The organism is Nocardia paucivorans NBRC 100373 (genome assembly GCF_000308675.1).
In the GTDB taxonomy this organism is placed as follows: domain Bacteria; phylum Actinomycetota; class Actinomycetes; order Mycobacteriales; family Mycobacteriaceae; genus Nocardia; species Nocardia paucivorans.
The window spans coordinates 21262-42493 of sequence record NZ_BAGE01000025.1 but is presented as its reverse complement, the minus strand read 5'-3'; the positions used below and the strand labels follow the sequence as shown (position 1 = coordinate 42493).

Here is a 21232-nt window from a genome sequence, read left to right as displayed (position 1 = left end):
GAGGCGCTGGACATCATGCGGGCGAACAACATCCCCGGCAGCTACGAGGGCATCAAGCGCAATATCCTGCGTGAGTCCTCGGGCAACCCGAACGCGATCAACCTGTGGGACTCCAACGCCGCCATGGGCATCCCGTCCAAGGGCCTGCTGCAGGTGATCGACCCCACCTTCGCCGCCTACCACGTTCCGGGCACGGAGTTCAACGTCTGGGATCCGGTCGCCAATATCGTCGCCGCGTGCAACTACGCCGCGCACCGGTACGGCTCCATGGACAACGTGAACAGCGCCTACTGATGGATTTCCGCACCGCGGAAGGCCTCCGGTGAGTGTCGTCGGCGCGACGTAAACTGCGTCATGGCCGATTACGCTCATTCCGCGGCCGCGGAAGCCGGGCGCGCCGCAAAGGCGCGGCGCGTTGCCGGCTACCTCTGGGACCGCGATATCTCCGGTGCCGAACTTCTCGCACTGCCGAACGCGGTACGCCGGAAACTGGCCCGGGTGGCGGGAGTCAATCCGCCGAGCACCGAGGAAACCTGGCAACAGGTCGCTCGACTACTCGACGAGAAGACCGCCTGGGCGGCACGCCACCCGGACCACCCGGCGGCCCGCCGCACGGCCGTCGACGAGAAGCTGCTGTGGGTGAAACCCCCCGTCAAACCATGGTCGTGAACCCGGGATCACGAACCATCGAGGGATGAAACCGACAGTTCGTCCGGATCGGCGGGATCAACGACGATCTTCGCCGACAACGACCGCAGCGCCCGCGCCTCGGCGTCGGAAATACGGTCGATGAACATATCGCGAACCAGGGCCACATGGTGTGGGGCCGCGCGCTCGAGCAGCGCGCGGCCCTTTTCCGTCGGCCACACCTCGACACCCCGGGCGTCATCGGCCACCGGTCGCCGATCCACCAGACCACGAGCCGCCATCCGGGCCAGATGTTTGGACAGCCGGCTTTTCTCCCAACACACCTCGGCGGCCAGATCCTTGGCCCGCAGACAGCCCCCCGGCGCCGCCGCGAGCGGCACGAGCAATTCGTAGTCGGACGACGACAGCCCGTCCCGGGCCAGGCCCGCCGCTATCGCGGCATCCATCCGTTGACGCATTCGGATATACGCCTGCCAGGTCTTTTGCTCCTCAGCGCTCAACCAGCGGACCACGAAATCATCCTATCCGGGGCTTGGTTGACATGGACACCAATCTCTCGGGGCGTCCCCGTCATCACCGTCGACGACATCCTGATTCCACCCGAACCGCCCGAGCCTGGGCAGCACCCGGCCGACCGCCGCACGGAGCCGGCTCGAAGATGCCGATTTCCGGGGTGGTTATGCCAGTGAATTTGGGCGTCGTTCGTCGGCGAATTTGGGCATCGGCGGCGGGAGTGATGGCGGTAGTGTGACGGCGAAATTTGACGTCACTGGACGGCCGAGCGAGAGGGTACTGCACGCAGCACGATGGTCCCATCGGGTCAATTGCGCGATGTCATCCCGGGGGCTCGCAGCTCTGGCCTCCAGGGCCAGACAGGAAGATGACAAGGCCAAATCCGCACATCATGGCGAGAATCCCACAGCTACTCAATGTAAGTCGCAGTATGCTGATCTGATCGCGACGGGCCCACAGATCAGCCAGCAGGACAAGCCCGCCGGCCAGCATGGTGACGGCGCCTGTGACCTGGAAGCTTTCGACAGCTGTGAACTTCGCGTTGCGTGATGCTGGTCCTCCATGAACCGCGTCACAGAAATCCGCGACTCCTCCGGTGAACAATACGTAACCACCGAGGAAGATGGCTGGTCCGAAAAGGAACGAGCTCACGACATAGGTCAATGTGAGTACAACCGGACGTTCCAAGGGCTTCACCATACGTACCGTAGTTCGCCACCACCACTGGAGATGCCAGGAGCAGGAAGAACGGCCAAACTGCAGTGGCAAGCCTTCTCAGATGGCTCGAATGTCGCGGCAAAGGCGGAACTTCCCTGGTAACGAACTGGCGGGCCACGGTGATCGGCTGGTTGGCGTGTGTGCTGGATCGGTGGATATGAGCACCGGTTTTGGGGACGTGTTCTGGGATCTATTGGTGAATATCGGTGTCACTGGGCGATGGTGGTGGCCTGTTTGGTGCGGGCGAGGCGGTAGGAGTCGGTGCCGGTTTCGAGGATGTGGCCGCCAAAGGTGAGGCGGTCGACGATCGCGGCGCAGAGCCGGGGATCGGTGAAGGTTTTTGTCCAGCCGGAGAACGACTCGTTGGAGGCGATGGCGACGGAGTTCTTCTCCTCGCGTTCGGTGAGGACTTGGAACAGTAGTTCGGCGCCGCGGCGGTCGAGTTCCATGTAGCCGAGTTCGTCGATGCAGAGCAGGTCGACGCGTCCGTAGCGGGCGATGGTCTTGGTCAGTTGCTTGTCGTCGGCGGCTTCGACGAGTTCGTTGACCAGCTTGGTGGCCAGGGTGTATTTCACCCGGAACCCCTGCATGGCGGCTTCGGTGCCCAACGCGATAAGCAGATGGGATTTGCCGGTGCCGGAGTCGCCGATCAGGCAGAGCGGCAGGCCTTTCTTGATCCAGTCTCCGCTGGCGAGGGTGTTGATGGTGGCGGGGTCGATATTGGGGTTGGCGTCGAAGTCGAACGCGCGCAGTGATTTGTCCCGGGGGAACCCGGCGGCGCGGATCCGGCGTTCGGAGCGGCGGCGGGCTCGGTCATCGCATTCGGCGATCAGCAGCTCGGCCAGGAAGGCCCGGTAGGTCATCTGTTCGCGGCCGGCGTTCTCGGCGATCTCGTTGAACTGGGATCGGACGGTGGGCAGCCGCAGCATGCGGCAGGCTTGGTCGACCGCGGCGTCGGCGGCCTGCTCGGTCATGCCGTGACGACGCGGTGTGGAGGTTGTCATGCGGTGGTGGATCCTTTCGTCGTGGTGGGCGTTCGGCGGAGTAGCTGGTCGTAGGCCGCGACCGAGGACGGCGGGCGCCGATCAGGCGGTAGCTGGGCCAGGCGGCGCTCGGTCAGAGACGGCACCGAATTGGGTGCATCGAGGTCGACCACTGCGGGTTCGGAATCGAGGGTTTCGCCGATTTTGCGGGCTTCGAGAGCGACCGCGTCGGCGGTCAGTGCCCCGGCCTGCTGCGCGGCCGCGAGGCCGGCGACCACATGATCGTGGGGCAGATGGCGGTGCAGCAGAAGCACTTCGATGAGTGCGCGGGTGCCGTCTCGGTCGCCGTGTGCTCTGCGGGCCGCGGCCCACCAGGCTTCGTGGACCGGGGTGAACTTCCCCGCGGCGCGGGCTTGTTCGAGTGCGGTCGCGCCGGGTAACGCACCTGGTTTACGGAGCAAACCTTCCAGATAGTGGTCCAGATCCAGCCGCGACCGGGCTTTGCCGAGCAGGCGTTCGTGGCGGGCGACTTCGGTGCGGCCGTCGAAGACCACCAGGTGGTTGGCATGCAGCAGGACCCTGACCTGGCGTCCGACCAGCCGGACCGGCACCGAGTATCGGTTGGTGCGGACGGTGACCTGGGAGAATTTGTCGACCCGGGGACTGAACCAGCGGCCGGTCTCGGCGGCCTCGTCCGGAAGCGCGGCCATCAGTGGTTTCTCGATCGCGAAGTGCTCACCGATCGTGTGTGGCCGGGCCCCGATCCGGCGCTGTTCGTCCTCGACGTCCCAGATATCGATCATGGCGTTGAGCTCGTCGATCGACTCGACCTCGGGAACCGGAACCAGGCGGTTGCGTCGAAACCAGCCGATCTGTCCCTCGACGCCGCCCTTCTCGTGCGCGCCGTCGATGCCGGGCTGGCAGTAGAACGGTTCGATGCTGTAATGCGACCGGAACGCGGTCCAACGGTCGGATTCATCACGCAGCCGGGCGAACCCGATCACACGCGCGACAGCAGCGCGCAGGTTGTCGTAGCGGATCTTGCCGAACGGAACCCCGCCCAGCACCGCGAACGCGTGCGCATGCCCCTCGAAAAACGCTTCCTGACCACCAGAGAGAAAGCAACGGTGGACCGACTTGCCCGAAAACGACAACCGCAGCGCGAACACATAAACCTGAACCAGCTCACCACGCAGCCGGATCGTCACATCACCGAAATCGACCTCGGCTTCCTCACCCGGCCGATGGCTCTGACGGATAAACACCTGCGCCGGGCCCCGACCGGCCTCTACCCGGATCTGTGGCTTGCGGTCGGCGACATAGTCCGCAGCGTCTGATACGCGATGCCGGTCATGGCCTGCTCATCGGTCAACCGGGCATAGAGCCGCTTGACCGTGTGCCGCTACTTGCGCGGAGCATCCAGATCAGCCCGCAACACCTCGTCGACGAACGGCTCGAACGGATCCAGCTTCGACCCCCGCCGCGGATAGGACTTCCGCTCCGCCGGCCACACCATATTCGTCGCCGCCTGAACCGTGCGCCACTCCACCCCGTACTTGGCCTGCAACGTCCGCCCCGACATCCCGCCCGAGCATCCCGACGTATCGCGGCATACAGCTCGACCTTCGACGGACGAGGCAACAGCGGCTCACTTCCACAAGGACCGGACCCGAGACCAAGCACACCGATACCCGCACCGCAACCAAGATCACGACGTCAAAATTCGCCGATACGAACATCTCCCGATCTCGACCGACGTCCACATTCACCGATGAGTGACGTCACAGATCACCGATAGAACCACCGGGGCGACCGCCCGCTGCCCGGTGCGCAACCGCGTAACGCCGATTCGTCCCCACTCGGCCGGACAATGTGCCCGATGAGCTACGAACCGACCGGACCGGACCACGCCCTCCGGCGAGGTCATCGTCGCTCGGCCGATCCACGGCCGAGCGAGGCGATACGGGCCGTTCGTGATGAACGGCCACAACCGCAGCCCGGACGGCCGAGAACCTCCCCACGGGCCGTCTGGGCGCCATTACGGCCGACCACGGGGCCGGCCGCGGTCACCACAAACCGGTGACGGCGCCGATCTGGCGCTCCAACTCCGGGGCGATGGTGCGCGAGTAGGTCGCGCTGAGGTGGTGTTCGTCGTGATAGACGAGCACATTGCCCTCCACCACCCGACACACCACCGGCCCGCACACCGCATCGGTGAGATCGATCGGATGCACATTCGGGAACGCGGCCGCCGCCGCGAGCGCCGGATTGACCGGGGAGAGCGCGTCGCTGCGGCGGATACCGCAACTCTCGGCGTTACCGCCCGCGGCCAAGCAGTCGGAGGCCTTGTAACGGCGGCCGGTGTCCGTGCGCAACCACGGGGTATCACGAATGGCGATGATCTGTAGATCGAACTCGGCCAGGGCCGCCCACACCTCGGTGAACTCGTCCGGTGTCTCGTCACCACCGATAGGCCAGATCGGCCGGGTGCCGGTGGTGAAGATCCAGTCCGGACGTTCTCGTCCGAGTTGGTCGATCACCGCCCGCGACCAATCGCGACAGTCGGGGATATCGAGCCCGCGGTACTGCGCGTCCTCGCGGAGAGTGAGGGAACAGCCCATCTTCAAATAGACGACAATCTTGACGGAATGAGCCTTGGCCAGAGCGTCCATGGCCGGCAGCCAGTGCTCGGCGTGCGAATTGCCCACCATGGCTATGGTCGTGTCACCGGCCGGGTCGCCGTAGATACAGCTGACCACCTGGGTGTTGTACCAGTCGGCGATACAGCCGTCCCGGGTGGGCGGCGGCAGATCCGACGACGCCTCCAGCACCGAGGGCCGTATCTGCGCGGCGGGTACCGGAGCCCCGGCCAGGAGCGCTTCCGCTCCCGGATACAGATTGGGTTCGAGTGCGCCCACCGGCTCCGACGGGGCGGTGACCATCACCGCCTGCCAGACCATCGACGCGCCGAGCGCCAGCACCCCCACCAGGGTCACCGCGACCGCCGACGTCCGCCGCAACCACAGCGCCCCCACGACGGACCCACTCGACCGCAACCGCAGCGGCTCCTCCACGAGCCGATTGGTCAGCACCGCCAGCACCAGCGACACCCCGATGACCAGCAGGCCGCCCACCAACCCGGCGTGATTCCGCTCGGAAGCGACCAGATAGAAGATGAGCAGCGGCCAGTGCCACAGGTAGAGCGAATAGGCGATGGAGCCGAGTTCCACCATCGGTCGGGTCGCCATGACCCGGCTCACCACGGGCCGGTGTCCCGACTCGGTCGGCAGCCCGGCCAGAATGAGCGCCACCGCGGCCCCTACCGGGAACAACGCGGCCGGGCCCGGGAACTGCCGCGCCCCGTCGAACAGAATGCCGCAGGTGAACACCGCCGCCAGCCCGCCGAACGCGAGCAGGGCCCGAACCACCCGGGCGAACCGGTGGTCGGGCACCCGCAGCATGCCCACCACCACCGCGAGCAGCGCGCCGACCATGAGCTCCCAGGCCCGCGCACCGCTGTCGTAATAGGTCCATTCCTGGTGTGAGACCGACCACAGCGTGGCATAGACGAACGATGCGATTCCCGACAGGAGTGCGAGAACCCCGACCACGGGCCGGATCGCCGGTGTGCCCCCTATCCGACGGCATACCCACGCCGTGATCGCCAGCAATAGCGTGATGAGCAGATAGAACTGGCCCTGCACCGCCATCGACCAGAGATGCTGCATCGGACTCACCGAGGGGTCGGCGGCCAGATAGTCCTTGGCGGCGCCTGCCAGGTACCAGTTCTGGTAGTACAGCGCCGAGGCCACGACCTGCCCGGACAGATCTCCCCATTGGGTGTAGGGCCGCTGCCACACGGTCAGCGCCACGATCGCGGCCAACACCACCATCAGAGCGGGCAGCAGCCGGCGGGCGGTGCGGCGCGCGGTGCGCCACAGCTCGACCCGACCACCGCGCTCGGCCTGCCGCAACAGCATGCCGGTGAAGAAGAAGCCCGAGAGCACGAGGAAGATGTCGACACCGCCGGAGACCCGGCCGAACCACACGTGAAACGCAACCACCAAGGCGATTGCGAGACCGCGCAGACCATCCAGGTCGAGTCGGTAGTCGGCACGTTTCCCGGCCTCGCGCGCCGGGCCGGTATCGACGGAAGCCGCCCCCGAGGCGGTGGGCTCATCCGTTGGCCGAGTCGTGGCTGTGTTCTCGATCCGCAACACTCGTTACTGCTCCCGAACTATCCGAATCGTGCGCCGGCCCCGGGCGCAGTGTTGATCAGCAATGGGACACGAGCGACGGACACAGCAAGAATGCCTATCACAACCGACCATGCCACCGGAATTCGCCTGGGTGTCACCACCTCGCCTTATACCCGAATTCGCGGTCATTATTCCGTGATCTTCCCGTGCCGTCGAAGTGACATCCGGTTGACAATCGGACAGCAGGTCACAACAGTGGATGCTGCGTTCTTCGGTCGAACGTTCTTCGGTCGAACGCCCGATCCATCCCAGTAAGACACATACACATAGAGGAATCCATGAACGTACGCCGGCTCACTGTCAGCGCCGCCGCCGCGGCGGGCTTGACCTTCCTGGCCGCCCCCGCCGCTCTGGCCGTCCCGGCCCCCTCCGGTTCTGCCGGCACGGGCTCGTCGGGCGTCGACAGCCTGCTGGGAGCCACCGGCTCGTCCCAGCTGTCGCAGACCGGCTCCGCTGGTGGCGCCTTCCAGAACTGCGACGAGGTCCGCGCGGCGGGCCGGGCCCCCATCTTCCGCGGCGAACCCGGCTTCGGCCCGCACCTGGATCCGGACGGCGACGGGTTCGCGTGCCCGACCGTCTGATCACGTAGTACCCCGAAATACGACGAACACCCGGTAGCGGCCCGCTACCGGGTGTTCGTCGTCTACGGCCACGTCTATGGCCACTCTGGTCAACGGAAGATCTTGTACAGCACCAAACCGACCACCAGCGCCCCCGCACCGATCAGGGTGTACTTCACCTTCGGCTCGTTCACTTTGGCCAATGCCAGCTGTTTGGTGCCCTCGGCGAGCCGTTGCGGATCGGCACGTACCGCGATCTCGTCCAAAGTGTCGGCCAGTCGCGCCCGCGCGGCCTCGATCTCGCGCTCGATCCGCTCGGTATCCCTTGCCACGTTCAAGCCTCCTGTAATCCGCCCGCACCCGGGCGGGCCGTTCTGCCGCACCCGCACCGCGGGTGGTTCTGCTCTACCGCACCTGCCGGTCCAGGGCTTGCGGACGAGTGTATCCGCGCTCACGCCGTATCTTTTCGCGGCATGAGCGACGCCCGCCGTGGCATGAGCGACGCTCTTCGTGACACGCTCCGCTACCTCCTCCGGGCGCCCACGCGCGGGCCGGGGCGGAACGGGACAGACAGGGCACCGGCGTCCTGCCGCGCCGCGCTCGATGGTCGGTTACGGTGCGAAGGTGACCGACAACCATCGACTCTCCCCCGGAGACCGGGCACCCGATTTCATCCTTCCCGACGCCGACGGCAACCCCGTATCGCTGGCCGATTATCGCGGCCGCAAGGTGGTGGTGTATTTCTACCCGGCCGCGAGCACACCCGGCTGCACCAAGCAGGCGTGTGATTTCCGGGACAACCTCACCGAACTGAACGAGGCCGGTATCGATGTCATCGGCATCTCCCCCGACAAACCGGCAAAACTCGCGAAATTCCGCGATGCCGAAGGACTGAATTTCCCGCTGCTGTCCGATCCGGAGCGCACGGTGCTCACCGAGTGGGGCGCCTTCGGTGAAAAGACCATGTACGGCAAGAAGGTCACCGGTGTCATCCGTTCCACTTTTCTGGTGGACGCCGACGGGGCGATCGAGGTGGCCCAGTACAACGTGCGCGCCACCGGGCATGTCGCCAAGCTGCGCCGCGACCTGTCGGTGTAGCGGGCACCGGCCACGACCGTATGCCGTAGCACCCGCACAGCCGGCCTCGAAAACCGGACGGTTCCGAACCTCACCGTGAACCGCCCGGTCTTCGGTGTTTCGTATTCGCCGCTGCGCCCTGTTCGCTAGAGGACGGCGGCCGGGCGCACCCCCTGATAGCCGGCCTCCGGGGTGGGCGTCCGGTACGGCGCCGTCCCACCCGAGGGCGGTCGCTCCGAATCCGGCAGGGTGAACTGGGTGGCCCACTGCACCAACAGTCGCAGATGCCGGCTCCACCAGGCATACGACTCCGGAGTGAAGGGGGGCGGTGGCAGTTCCTCACCCGGGAAGAGCAGCCCGGTCGGCGATTCGGCCCTGCGCATGGGGGCCGGAATATACGGCCGCGAGCGTGAATCCGGAACCGTCGAGTCGGGGGTCGATCCCGGGGCGAGGGAATGGCTCTGCGGCTCGGCGCCCTCGACGGACGGATCGGAGTCCGACTCGTAGTCGCGGTTCGGAGCCACATACCGGGGGGTGGAGTACTCGGAATCCGTCGAATACTCGACACCCTCGGAATCGGCGGGGATGCTCAGGCTGCCGGTCTCGGGCACACTGCTCGCCGCCTCGGGTCGGAACATCCGCTGCTGCGGCGCGTCCGTGGACCCCCGGTCCGCGGCCTGGCCGCCCACCGGGACCATGGGGGTGACATCGGCGGCCACCGACGTGTACTGCGGGTTGTTGTTCATCAGAAGATACGCCCCGCCGCCGGTCATCCCGCTCGCCAGCACCCCGGCGGCCGCAACCACCACCACCGGCCCACGCCGCTGCTGTTCGGACCGCAACGGCACCGCCACATCCACCAGATCGGTCATGGCGCACAGCGCCGCACCGGCGGCCGGCGCGGTCCGGGCCATCCCACACGGAATGACGGAGGCGCCGAACCCGCCTACGGCGCCCATGACCGCGGGCTGATCGGCCGCCGAACCGATCAACACCACCGCGTCCGGGCGCACCTGCGCCGCCTCGATCTGGTCCCGGGCCGCGCCCACCGCGGCGCTCATCGCCGCCATGGTGGGCTCCGCCGCCGACTGTCCGGTCGCCGCCAGCACCCGGGTGCGTGCCGCATCGACCAGTGTGAACGCCTGGTAGCCGGGCACCACCTCGCCGATGAGCAGATGGCCGAACTCCCCCAACCAGGTCATGGCACCCGCGACACTCAGATGCGCGGATTTCGTCGACACCATGGAGGCGCTGCGCCATGGACCGGTGGCCAATTCGGTGACGATGGCCCGACGTTCCGCCGGATCGCGGTAGGTGACGGCGGCCCCCGCGATCTCCTCGGCCGGTCCCAGTTCGCGAGCGACCTCGTCCATGACTCGCGCCACCGCGGCGGCCACCTCGGCCCGACCCGTACCGAGCACCTCGAGGACCCGGTGCACCAATATCCGATCGGGCAACGGCACATCGCTGTCATCCAAGGCCACGGCGTGAACGGCACCACGCTCGGTTGATACCCCCACGGTGACGAGCGACTTCTCCGACCGAGCTATCACAGACCCTGCCTCCCTGTACCGATACCGACCCGTGCTCGGGCCGAAACCCTGGGCTTCCCGCCTGCTGTCCGCCCCTGTCCGAACGCGAAAGATATGTCCTTGATATGTGTTCGTGACCAAACGAGGCCGAGATGGGTCGTTGGTGAGGACAGTTTCCGGTAGCCGACCACGGCCGTATATCGCGACGGTTGCGTCCTACCGCTAGCCTGGGCATGTGGATGTACGCACGGAGGCCAGGGTGAAACGGCGCCCGGACCCTGCGTTGGAAATGCAGGACGATCCCCAGGAACTCATGCCGCGGCGGCGTCCGACGCAGGAACGCAGTAAGCGCAAATTCGACGCCCTGTTGCAGGCATCCAGAGAACTGCTGGTGGAGGTGGGTTTCGAGTCCTTCACCTGTGAGGAGGTCGCCGCCCGGGCCGAGGTGCCGATCGGCACCCTTTATCAGTTCTTCGCCAACAAGTACGTCATCGTCTGCGAGCTGAACCGGCAGGACCTGGTGGCGGTTTCGCAGGAGCTGGCCGATTTCCACGGCGAGATCCCGTCGCTGGACTGGTTGCGCCATATGAACCAGTTCGTCGACCATCTGGCCGAACTGTGGGTGACCGACCCGTCCCGGCGCGAGGTGTGGCTGGCCATGCAGTCCACCCCGTCGACCCGGGCCACCGGTGCGATCCACGAGAAGGAGTTCGCCGAGGTCGTCTCGCAGATGCTGCGGCCGCTCACCCCGCGCACCCCCCGGAAACGGCGCACCATGATGGCCGAGGTGCTGGTGCACGTGGTGTATTCGATGCTCAACTTCTCCGTGCAGGACGAACAGAGCCATACCGACGCGGTGGCCGAGCTGAAACGGCTCATGGTCGCGTATTTGTTGGTGGCGGAGAAGGAATCTCGGACGGCCGGCGGGGACGAGAACGAGAACTGACCCCGCCGGCCGGTCGGTTCAGGCGCCTTCCGGTGCCCGTCCCTCGATGAGATCTGCCAGTTCGCCCGGGTCCTCCAGGACGACCATGGCGGCGGCGGTGTCGCCGTCGTGGGTCAGGGACAGATGCACCCGGACCCGGGGTAGGAATTCCGCGGCCAGGCCGTGCAATTTGATGCTCGGCCTGCCCCAGGCGTCGTTGACCACCTCGATCAGCGGATACGGGTTGTCCCCGATCTGCGGGCGGCGGGCGAACCGGGACGATGCCCAGGCCTTGAGCACCGCCTCCTTCGCCGCCCACCGCGCCGCGTAGCTGCGGGCCGGATCCGTGCCCTTGCTCTGGCAGTAGCGCCGCTCACCGGCGGTGAAACTTTCTCTGAGCATGGTGGTTCCGGCACGTTGCAGCTGTTCGGCGAACTCGGAGATGGTCACCAAGTCCAAGCCGATACCAAGGATCGTCATGGACACAGCAGCCTACGGTGTCACCGACGAGTCGGCATCGGAACCGACGGGCGCACCGTCCGTTCCGGCGTCCTCGCCGTTCGCTCGGTAGGCCCCGTCCCCCCCGAGGCGCGCCTCGGGGGACAGCAGCACATCGGCTTCCAGCTGCCGGATGCGTGCCGCCGGGGTGCCGTCGGGTCCGAACCGTCGGTCGGCCGGCCGCTCGTAGAGCGGACGTCCGCCGCACATCGCCTCGACGAACCGCTGCCGCCCCGCGAGCCGCCGCTGTTCGGCGCGACGCTGGTAGTCCTCCCGCCGCTCCGGGTCGATCGCCTGGATGAACGCCTCCGGATGCACGATGGCCAGCAGACCGGACACATGGCCGAAGCCGAGCGAGGTGACCAGTCCGGCCTTGAGCGGGAACCGCTCCCCGAAACGCAGCGGCTGTCGCGGCCACACCAGATGCGAGTAGCCGAACATCTTCTCGTCGACGCAGTCCAGGCTGCGGTTCGGCGGAACCACACCCTGTTCCAGCACCTGGCACAGGCCGATCAGCTGGAATGCGGCCGCACCGCCCTTGGCGTGCCCGGTGAGGCTCTTCTGCGAGATCACGAACAGCGGGGCGCCCGCGCTGCGGCCGATGGCGTCGGCCAAGCGCTCGTGCAGCTCGGATTCGTTGGGGTCGTTGGCGGCGGTGGAGGTGTCGTGCTTGGACACCACCGCGATATCGTCCGGTCCGACACCGAGTTTGCGCAGTTCGGTGACGAACCGGGACTCCCGACCACCCCGTCCGGCGCCGAGCGCGCCGAGGCCGGGCGCCGGAATCGAGGTGTGCACACCGTCGGCGTAGGACTGGGCGAAGGCCACCACCCCGAGCACCGGCAGACCGAGCTCGAGCGCGATATCACCGCGGGCCAGCAGCACGGTGCCACCGCCCTGCGATTCCACGAACCCGCCGCGCCGGCGGTCGTTGGCCCGGGAGAAGTAGCGATCGCTGATGCCCTTGGCGCGCATGGACGCCGAGTCCGCGGTGGCGGACATATCACCGAAGCCGACGATGCCCTCGATACCCAGATCGTCGAAGCCGCCGGCCACGACCACCTCGGCCTTGCCGAGCCGGATCTTGTCCACGCCCTCCTCGACCGACACCGCGGCGGTGGCGCAGGCCGCCACCGGGTGCACCATGGCGCCGTAGCTACCCACATAGGACTGCACCACGTGCGCGAGCGCGACGTTGGGCAGCGCCTCCTGCAGGATGTCGTTGGGCCGCGGCTCACCGAGCAGGTTGTCGATGTAGAGCGAACGCATCGACGACATACCGCCCATACCCGTGCCCTGGGTGTTGGCCACCAGGCTCGGGTGGACCCAACTCAGCAGCTCGGCCGGGCTGAGTCCGGCGCTCACGAAGGCGTCGACCGTGCAGGCGATATTCCACAGCGCCACCCGATCCACCGAGTTCGCCATATCCGCCGAGATGCCCCATACGGTCGGATCCCAGCCGGTGGGGATCTGACCGCCGACGAAGCGCGACAGTTCGACCCGACGCGGAACCCGGATCTCGGTGCCCGCCCGGCGGGTGACCGTCCAGTCACCGGAGTCGGCGACCGGGGTGATGATCGTGTGTTCCGGATCGGAGGCGTGGAAGGCACGGGCCTCGGCCTCGCTACCGACCGTGAACGACAGATCCTGATCGAGGAACACCGAGGCCATGAGCGGCGCGGTGTTGTCGGTCATGGCACCGTCGTCGGCGTAGCGGCGGACACCGCAGCGCTCCACCACCGCGTCGTGGTACTTCTCGACCAACTCGGATTCGTCGACGTATTCCCCGGTTTCGGCGTCGTACCAACCCGGTTTGGGCTCGTTCTCCCAGCGCACCATGCCGGTGGTCCAGGCCAGTTCCAGCACACCCGCGGCGGAGAGCTCGTCGGAGACCTCCATCTCGAAGCGGGTGCGCGCCGACCCGTACGGGCCCAGCTCGCCGGCGCCGACGATCACGACCATATCGGCGAGATCGGCGGTGACCTCACCCCATTCGGGCACCGGCAGCGCGGACGACAGGGTCGGCGGAGCCGGCAACGCCGCGATGGTGCGCGCGGTCTCCGACTCGGACTCGGTGGCGCTTTCGGCCTGCTGCTGGGCCTGTTTGGCCAGCGCGGCCAGATCCAGCTCGGCGTCGGCCAGACCACCGGTCAGGTCGATCTGTCGCGGGCCCTCCACGGCGGCCGACCGTGCCTCCGCGGTGCACCATTCCAGCAGGGCCTCGGCCATCTCGGCGGTGGACCAGGTACGCACACCGGCCTGTTCCACGGCTTCGACCATGGGGTCGTTACCGCCCATGAGCCCGGTGCCGCGCACCCAACCGATCAGCGCGTGCACCAGGGTGACCCGCGTCGACCAGGATTTCTCGGCCCGCCACTTGGCGACCACCGCGTCCAGCGCCGCCTTGGACTCGCCGTAGGCGCCGTCGCCGCCGAACATGCCGCGGTTGGGCGAACCGGGCAGCACCACATGCAGTTTGGCGTCCACATCGTGGTCGGCACCCAGTTTGGACAGGCCGCCGATCAGCCGCTCCACCGACCACAGCAGGACCCGCATCTCCATTTCGGCGCGGGCACCCGCGTCGGCGAGATCACCGGCCACCCGTGGCGCCGCGAACGGCAGCAGCAGGGTGGGGGTCATGGCGTCCTTGATCTTGATCTTGGCGCCACCCGCGTTGTCCACCTGTTCGGTGCCGACCCATTCGATGAGGGCGTCGACATCGACGTAGGAGGCCATATTGGCGGGCACCACCCACAGCGCCGCGCCCGGGCGGGCATTGTCGCGGTAGAGCTGCTTGTAGAAAGCGAGTTTGGCGTCGTCGAGCCGGGACGTGGTCGCGATGACGGTGGCCCCGCCGCCGAGCAGGCGCGCAATGGCCGCCGCGGCGATGGAACCCTTACCGGCACCGGTGACCACGGCGATATCGGTGGACCACTCACCCGGGGTGGCGATGTCGCGCGCCGCTTCGGCGATGCGCTCGTAATGTCCGGCGAGCACCGAACGCGCCTCGCCCATCGCCCGCTGCCGCCACCAGTCGGCCTGGGCGGCCACGGCCTCGCCCGCCCCCACGAAACCGGTGACCGGCAGCGCGGCACTCACCGCGTCGTCGGCGGTCCACATGCGGGCCAGGTCCTCGCGGGCGGTGGCCCAACGGTCGTCGAGCAGCACCGCCTTGCGGGCATCGAACGCGGGCGCCACCAAACGCGGCCAGTCCGAACCCAGTTCGCTCGACACCAGGTCGATCAGGGAGTCCTCGGCGGCCTCCGGCGCGGACACCCGGTCGCCGAGACCGAGTTGCTCCAGCACCAGCCGGGCCGCCGACGCCAGCACACCGTCACGGCCGGTGATCTTCTCGGCGAACTCACCCAACGCGGCCGCGTCCACGGTCGCGCCGCCGCCACCACCGGAGCTGGGCAGCGACACCGAGATACCGCGCCGCGCGGCCACCGCCTGGACCGCGGCATCGATCACGGCGTCCACCGCGGCGGCGTCGTTGAGCGGCCCGGAGACCAGTCCACCCAGGTCCCCGCCGCGCACGCTGGTGCCTTCCCGGGTGCCGAGAGACACCTCGGCGGTGACATGGCTGGCCCAGCCGTCACCCAGTTCCCAGACCTTCTTCACCCGTTCGGCGACGGCGGCGGGCCGCTTACCGGAGGGACCGAACACCTTGCGCAGGTGGTCGTTGATGGCGTCGCTCAGCACGGAACCGAACGGCTTGTAGGTGCGGGCCAGGCGTTCCACGGTGGCCGAGAGCGCGCCCATATCGGCGTCGGCCGCACCGTCGATGGCGCCCAACGACAGCTCGGATCCGAGGTCGACCAGCAGCTGGTTGCGCCGGGAGCTCACCCCGTCGCACAGGCCCTCGATGGTGTCCACCGCGCCGATCTGGTCGATCCGCAGTTTGGTCCACAGCGCGATGAGCACCCGAGTGGCGTCGGCGGCGGTGAAGGCGATGTCGTCCGGCCGCGGCCCACCCGAGGCGACCGGGGCCGCGGCGACCGGAGCGGCCGCGGGTTCGGCCGCGGCGACCGGGGCCGCGGCGGTCTCCTCCACCGGCTCCTCCACGGGGGCGGGGTCGGTGTCGGTGGAGAACACAATGCCGGCCTCGCGCTCGATATTGAGCACTTCCACCGTGGTGGTGCCGTATTCGGGCAGCTTCAGCGTCTGGCTCGCCAGGTTCGCCACGGTGGGGGTCGCGCCGAGACCGATCTCGACGAACCGCTCCACCCCCAGCCCACCGGCGGAGGTGTCGGTGAACAGCAGGTCCTGGGTTTCGATCCACCGCACCGGGCTGGCGAACTGCCAGGCCAACAGTTCGATCAGCACCACCCGGCACAGTTCGGCGGGCCGCTGCGACCAGCTGTCGAAATCGGCCAGCACTTGCGCGAGCGGCTCCGAGGGCACCAGATCGGCGATTTCGGCGACGAATTCGCGTTCCAGCGAGAACGGCTTGGGCACCAGGTTCGGAATGTAGCGTCCGACCAACACCTCCGGTCGCAGCTCCTGCGGCAGCAGCTGCTCCAGCTTGCTCCGGAACTCCGGAACACCCTTGCGCAGCACCGTCGAATGGAACGGCACGTCGATACCGGGCACCAGGATGAAGGCCCGCTTACCGCCGAACTCGGCCCGGCGCCGCTCGATCTCGGCCTCCAGCGCCTCCAGGCCCGCGACCGTGCCGGCGATGGCGTACTGCGAACCGCGCAGGTTCAGGTTGACGACCTCGAGGAATTCCCCGACGCTCTCGCCCACACCGGAGACGAAGTCGACCACCTCGTCGTCGGGCAGCCCGATCTGCGACGGCCGGATGGCCGCCATCCGGTAGTTGCTGCGGCCCTGCTCGTCCCGCGGCACCAGCTGGTGCATGGCCGAACCGCGCTGGAACACCACCTCGAGCACCGCCTCCAACGGCAGTACCCCGGCGACGGCGGCGAGCGCGTTGTACTCACCCACCGAGTGCCCGGCCAGCAGCGCGTCCTCCACGAACGCGCCGGCCTCGCGCAGTTCGGCGATCTGCGCGACACCGAGGGTCGCCATGGCGACCTGGGTGAACTGGGTCAGGTGCAGCACGCCCTCCGGATGCCGGTGCTCCACCCCGCGCGCTTTGAGGTAGGTCGGGTTGTCGCGCACCACGGCCAGGATGGAGAAGCCCAGCGCCTCGCGAGTGTGCTTGTCGGCGCGGTCCCAGATCTCCTTGGCGGCCTTCGATCGGGTCCGCGCGTCCAGGCCCATGCCCTTGCGCTGAATGCCCTGGCCGGGGAAGGCGTAGACGGTCTTCGGGGCTGCGGTGCGACCGGTGGCGGTCATCACCAGCTCACCGTCGATCCGGCAGGACACCTCGACGATCTCGCTGCCCGCGTCGACCGCGATCCGCTCCACCCGGACATCGATCTCCGCGCCGGGACGGACCATGCCCAGGAAGCGGGTGGTCCAGGCGGTGAGGGTGCGCGGCGGCACCGAGCTGGTGGTGTCCACCGCCGACACCGTGTGCTGGGCGGCGGCCGACAGCCACATACCGTGCACGATCGGGCTGCCCAGACCCGCCAGTTTGGCGGCGGAATCGCTGGTGTGGATGGGGTTGTGGTCACCGGAGACGGTGGCGAAGGCGGTCATGGTGCGCGGCGCGACGATGGTGGTGTCGCGGCGGCGCCGACGCGGTGTCTCGGTGGCGTTTTCGCCGACGGTGCCGGCGGCGCGCGGCGGGTCGGCGAGTTCTGCGGCGCCGGTGCGGCCGCGGATGGCGAACCGCTCGACGAGTCGGGCCAACGGCACCACGTCCAGGCCCTGATCACGCATTTCGCCGACCGTGACCCCGACCTCGATCACCCGGCCGAGATCGGTGTCGACCACCGAACCGGCCTCGGCCCGCACCACCAGAATGCTGGTGGTGTCCGGCAGTTTCCGCAGCAGTTCGATCTGGTGGTCCAGGTGGACCAGGTCGAGCATGCCCTCGATCACACTGGCGCCGGTCTCGGTCCGGGCCGCGCCGAGCACCGCGAACACGGCCGGCCAGCACGCGCCGACCAGCACGTCGGGCACCGCCCGACCCAGAGTGCTCAACTCCGCCGGCAGCCCCGAACCGGTGACCCCGGCGTGGTCGGCGATGAGGTCCGGCGTCCAGGCCAGGTTGACGTGGGCGACCCTGCCCTTGACCTCCGGCAGGGTCTGCCCGGCCGCGACGGCCAGCAACGCCGACATGGCGGTATCGGCGTCCTCCTCGGTGACCAGGGGGGCGCCGCCGTTGTAGGTGGTCACCGGCACGGTGATCCGGATCCGCACCTCGCGGCCCGCGAACAGCGGAACGACCAGCTCGACGTAGGCGTGTTCGGCCTCCGGACCGGTGGTCTCGGTGAGGGTGGCGCCGGTCGGCGGGTGCACCGCGCCCTTCTCGTCGACGGTCCACTCGTGCAGATCACCCAGCCGGTGCACCGGGTTGACGGTGGCGCGTCCGGACCAGGTGATGTCCGGCGCGGCCAGCACCACGTCGATCGGGCCGGCGGTCACACCGGCCACCCGGCGGGCGTCCACGGCGGCCGGCACCACACCGGCCCGCATCATCGAGTAGGCGGCGTCCTGCTCGAACCGGTCCAGCAGCTCCCCGACCGGTTCGTTCACCTTGGTGATACCGGCGACCGACACGGTGCCGGGAATGATGCACACCTGGTCGGCGGAGTAGCGCGGATCGTGGGCCTGCCACAGCGAATCCGAACGCCACCAGCGCCGCACATCGGCGTCGATGACGGGCACGAAGTTCACCGGTTTGCCCGGGGTCCTGCACAGCGAGACGAAGAACGGCACATCCGCCGGGTGCAGCAGTGTGGTGGCCGCGGCCGGGTAGCGTTCACGCAGGGCGGCGATGGCGGCCGACGGGTTCTCCAGGTCGTCGTCGGCGAACAGGGTCTCGATCCGCCCGTGGTCGGTGGGCGCGAGCCGGGACTCGGCACGCTGCAGCATCTCGACGAATCGGTCCCGCCAGGTGACGTCCAGCCACACCGACCGGGTGGCCTCGGTGATGGCGTCGCCGAGGTCGCTGCCGCAGTCGAAGTCCTGGCGACGTTCGGTGCCCACGGTCAGTTCGACATAGCGCTCGAGCCATTCGAGGTAGGTCATGGTGGCCACATCGCCGAAATACGGTTTGGCGGTGGCGTTCAGCGCGGCGATGATCTCGTCGCGGCGCTCGGCGACCGCATCGGCGTCACCGGCGACCTCGTCGAGCAGCCGGCCGGTGCGGGAGGCGGCGTTGTCGATCTCGTGGATATCGGCGCCCAGCTGGCTGCGGCCGGAAGCCATACCACCGCGAGCGGTGCCGGCGCCGACCCAGTCGGGGGTGCCGGGGGTGTCCACCAGCAGCTGCTTCACCTCGGGCGCGGTGGTGGCCTCGAGGGTCGCCATGGCGGCGGTGCCGACCAGCACACCGTCCAGCGGCATGGCGGGGTAGCCGTGCGCGGTCGACCACGCGCCGGTCAGGTATTCGGTCGCCCGTTCGGGGGTGCCGATACCACCGCCGACGCAGACCACCACATTGTCGCGGGAACGCAGTTCGGCGTAGGTGGCCAGCAGCAGATCGTCGAGGTCCTCCCAGGAGTGGTGCCCACCGGCCTTACCGCCCTCGATGTGCATGATCACCGGGTAGTGCGGGACGGCGTCGGCGATCCGCAGCACCGCCCGGATCTGGGCGACGGTGCCCGGTTTGAACGCGACGTGGGTGATACCGACCTCGGTCAGTTCCTCGATCAGTGCGACGGCTTCCTCGAGCTCCGGAATACCGGCGGTGACCACCACGCCGTCGAAGGGGGCGCCCGCCGCGCGGGACCGCTGCACCAGGCGTTTCCCGCCGAGCTGCAGCTTCCACAGATACGGGTCCAAAAACAGCGAGTTGAACTGCACCTGCCGCCCGGGGTGCAGCAGTTTCTTCAGTTCCGCCACCCGGTCGGCGAAGATCTGTTCGGTCACCTGACCGCCACCGGCCAGTTCCGCCCAGTGGCCCGCGTTCGCCGCCGCCGCGACGATCTTCGCGTCCACGGTGGTGGGGGTCATACCCGCCAGCAGAATCGGGGAGCGTCCGGTGAGTCGGGTGAACGCGGTTTCCACCACGATCCGCCCGTTGGGCAGCCGCACCGGTTTCGGCGCGTAGTCCGACCAGCGCCGACCGGGTTTCGGTGCCGCGCCCGGGGTGAGCAGGCCGCGCTGGCCCTCGCGGGTCGCCGCCGCGACGATACCGACCCCGGTGCCCTTCAGCGTCCCGCCGCTGACCCGGGTGAGCAGATCACCGGGGCCGAGGTCGAGAATCCACTGCGCGCCGGCCGCGACGACCTCGTCCACGGTCGCCACCCAGTCGATGGGGTCGACCAGGATCCGCTGTGTCAACGACGCGGCGAGTTCGACGTCCAGGCCGCACTGCCCCGCCCAACCGGACACCAGGTCGACGGTCTCGGCCAGCGCCGGGTGGTGGAATGCCACATCGACGATGAGGTCCTCGAAGACCGGCGCGAACACCGACCCGCCCCGCATCTTGGCCTCGCGTTCGCGGCTCTGCTCGGCGTGGATCCGTTCGCAGCGCTGCCGCACCCGCCGCAGTTGCGCGGGGGTGCCGGAGAGCACGGCGCGCCGCCGACCGTTGCGGATGGACAGCACCGCCGCCGCGGCCGGATCCACTCCCTCGGCCACCTCGGCGAGTACCGCGCGCAGTTCCTCGGGGTCGACGTTCGACACGGCCACCATCGGCGACTGGTCGCCCACCGGCATGAGCCCGCGCCGCCGGGCCACCAGTCCGGCCGCGGCGCCGATCAACTGGGCGATGGCGAGCATTTCGGCGTCGGAACGTTCGTCCCGTTCCAGGGCCGCGACGGCCAACTGTCCCTGCGAGTGCCCGATCACCGCGACCGGCGGGAACTCGGTGGGCTCCAGCCCCTGCAGGCGCAGCGCCCGCAGCGCGGCCAACTGGGTCAGCAGCACGCCCGGCATGGAAACCGCCGCGGAGCGCAGCACCTGCTCCGACGGCAGGGCAGAATTCTGCGAGGATTCCTCGTCGGCCAGTTCGTCCTCGAGCATCCAGCCCATGGGGTCGAAGCCCATGGGGCGCACCACCAGCAGCTGCCCGGCGACCGGTTCCAGTAGCGCGGCCGACTCGTTCACCAGCGCGGTGAGTTCGGGTTCCAGCGCCGCATCCCGGCCGATCTCCTCCAGCTCACCGAGCCATCGAGCGCCCTGGCCGCCGAACGCCAGCGCGTACGGGGTCCCGTCGCGCAGTCGGTCCAGCAGCGGTGAGCGGACTTCCTCGGCAACGGTCCTGCCGGCGGTGCCTGCCACGTTCACGCGGTATCCGGCCTTGGCCGCCGTGTTCTCGTTGATCGTCAAGACGCTTCGACTTCCTACTAGTGGCGACATGTCCTCGGAGACATCCCCGGCTCCTCCGGCGCGCGGGCGTCGCACGCCCGATCGGCCTCTCCTGGCAAGGATCACACAAAATCATGAGGAAATCCTCAGGTTTCTCCCCACGCCCCGGCCCTACCAACCAGTTTTC

At 68.2% G+C, this 21232-nt stretch carries 12 protein-coding genes and 1 pseudogene; 5 read left to right on the top strand and 8 right to left on the bottom strand.

Annotation, left to right across the window (positions count from 1 at the left end):
• Both ON32_RS05745 and ON32_RS05740 read left to right on the top strand, forming a co-directional pair.
• The coding region (locus ON32_RS05745; protein WP_040789309.1) for a transglycosylase SLT domain-containing protein at positions 1-294 on the top strand (294 nt) is incomplete at its 5' end.
• Between the two features lie 60 nt (positions 295-354).
• Entirely contained in the window at positions 355-669 is a 315-nt protein-coding gene (locus ON32_RS05740) for a hypothetical protein (RefSeq protein WP_040789307.1), read from the top strand.
• An 8-nt stretch (positions 670-677) separates the two neighbouring features.
• Here the strand turns inward: ON32_RS05740 and ON32_RS05735 are convergent, their stop codons facing one another.
• The 4 genes and pseudogenes from ON32_RS05735 to ON32_RS05720 all read right to left on the bottom strand — a co-directional run bounded on the left by ON32_RS05735 (position 678) and on the right by ON32_RS05720 (position 7078).
• Positions 678-1160 carry a MarR family winged helix-turn-helix transcriptional regulator gene (locus ON32_RS05735; protein WP_040789305.1) on the bottom strand — a complete coding sequence of 161 codons (483 nt, stop codon included), beginning with the start codon at positions 1158-1160 and terminating at the stop codon, positions 678-680.
• Positions 1161-2087: 927 nt separating this feature from the next.
• The gene (istB, locus tag ON32_RS05730) at positions 2088-2882 is read right to left on the bottom strand and encodes an IS21-like element helper ATPase IstB (RefSeq protein ID WP_040789304.1); all 795 of its coding nucleotides are present in this window, start codon (positions 2880-2882) and stop codon (positions 2088-2090) included.
• Positions 2879-4443: pseudogene (gene istA, locus ON32_RS05725) on the bottom strand (IS21 family transposase). Before istA ends, istB begins: the two are co-directional and overlap by 4 nt.
• A gap of 484 nt (positions 4444-4927) precedes the next feature.
• A complete protein-coding gene (locus ON32_RS05720; protein ID WP_245550824.1) occupies positions 4928-7078 on the bottom strand; it encodes an acyltransferase family protein in 2151 nt (716 codons plus the stop codon).
• Between the two features lie 320 nt (positions 7079-7398).
• Here ON32_RS05720 and ON32_RS05715 point away from each other — a divergent pair, with 320 nt between their 5' ends.
• On the top strand, positions 7399-7701 hold the full coding sequence (locus ON32_RS05715; protein WP_040789302.1) for an excalibur calcium-binding domain-containing protein: 303 nt from the start codon (positions 7399-7401) through the stop codon (positions 7699-7701).
• 89 nt (positions 7702-7790) lie between these two features.
• On the opposite strand, the gene ON32_RS05710 is transcribed toward ON32_RS05715, so the two are convergent.
• Entirely contained in the window at positions 7791-8012 is a 222-nt protein-coding gene (locus ON32_RS05710; protein WP_040789324.1) for a DUF3618 domain-containing protein, read from the bottom strand.
• A gap of 292 nt (positions 8013-8304) precedes the next feature.
• On the opposite strand from ON32_RS05710, the gene bcp reads away from it, so the two are divergent.
• Positions 8305-8778, top strand: coding sequence for a thioredoxin-dependent thiol peroxidase (bcp, locus tag ON32_RS05705; RefSeq protein ID WP_040789322.1), 474 nt, complete (start codon positions 8305-8307; stop codon positions 8776-8778).
• A gap of 125 nt (positions 8779-8903) precedes the next feature.
• Here the strand turns inward: bcp and ON32_RS05700 are convergent, their stop codons facing one another.
• Entirely contained in the window at positions 8904-10310 is a 1407-nt protein-coding gene (locus ON32_RS05700) for a hypothetical protein (RefSeq protein WP_040789300.1), read from the bottom strand.
• 268 nt (positions 10311-10578) lie between these two features.
• On the opposite strand from ON32_RS05700, the gene ON32_RS05695 reads away from it, so the two are divergent.
• Entirely contained in the window at positions 10579-11235 is a 657-nt protein-coding gene (locus ON32_RS05695; RefSeq protein WP_040789298.1) for a TetR/AcrR family transcriptional regulator, read from the top strand.
• An 18-nt stretch (positions 11236-11253) separates the two neighbouring features.
• Here ON32_RS05695 and acpS read toward each other — a convergent pair whose 3' ends face one another.
• Positions 11254-11694, bottom strand: coding sequence for a holo-ACP synthase AcpS (acpS, locus tag ON32_RS05690; protein ID WP_040789320.1), 441 nt, complete (start codon positions 11692-11694; stop codon positions 11254-11256).
• Positions 11695-11706: 12 nt separating this feature from the next.
• Positions 11707-21066: a type I polyketide synthase gene (locus ON32_RS05685; RefSeq protein ID WP_040789296.1), complete on the bottom strand. Its 9360-nt coding sequence runs from the start codon at positions 21064-21066 to the stop codon at positions 11707-11709.
• Positions 21067-21232: the final 166 nt, after the last annotated feature.

Excerpts from the sequence above, each read along its gene's own strand:
- istB (WP_040789304.1), bottom strand. The coding sequence starts at position 2,882 with ATGACAACCTCCACACCGCGTCGTCACGGCATGACCGAGCAGGCCGCC.
- ON32_RS05695 (WP_040789298.1), top strand. The coding sequence starts at position 10,579 with ATGCAGGACGATCCCCAGGAACTCATGCCGCGGCGGCGTCCGACGCAG.
- ON32_RS05740 (WP_040789307.1), top strand. The coding sequence starts at position 355 with ATGGCCGATTACGCTCATTCCGCGGCCGCGGAAGCCGGGCGCGCCGCA.
- acpS (WP_040789320.1), bottom strand. The coding sequence starts at position 11,694 with ATGACGATCCTTGGTATCGGCTTGGACTTGGTGACCATCTCCGAGTTC.
- ON32_RS05715 (WP_040789302.1), top strand. The coding sequence starts at position 7,399 with ATGAACGTACGCCGGCTCACTGTCAGCGCCGCCGCCGCGGCGGGCTTG.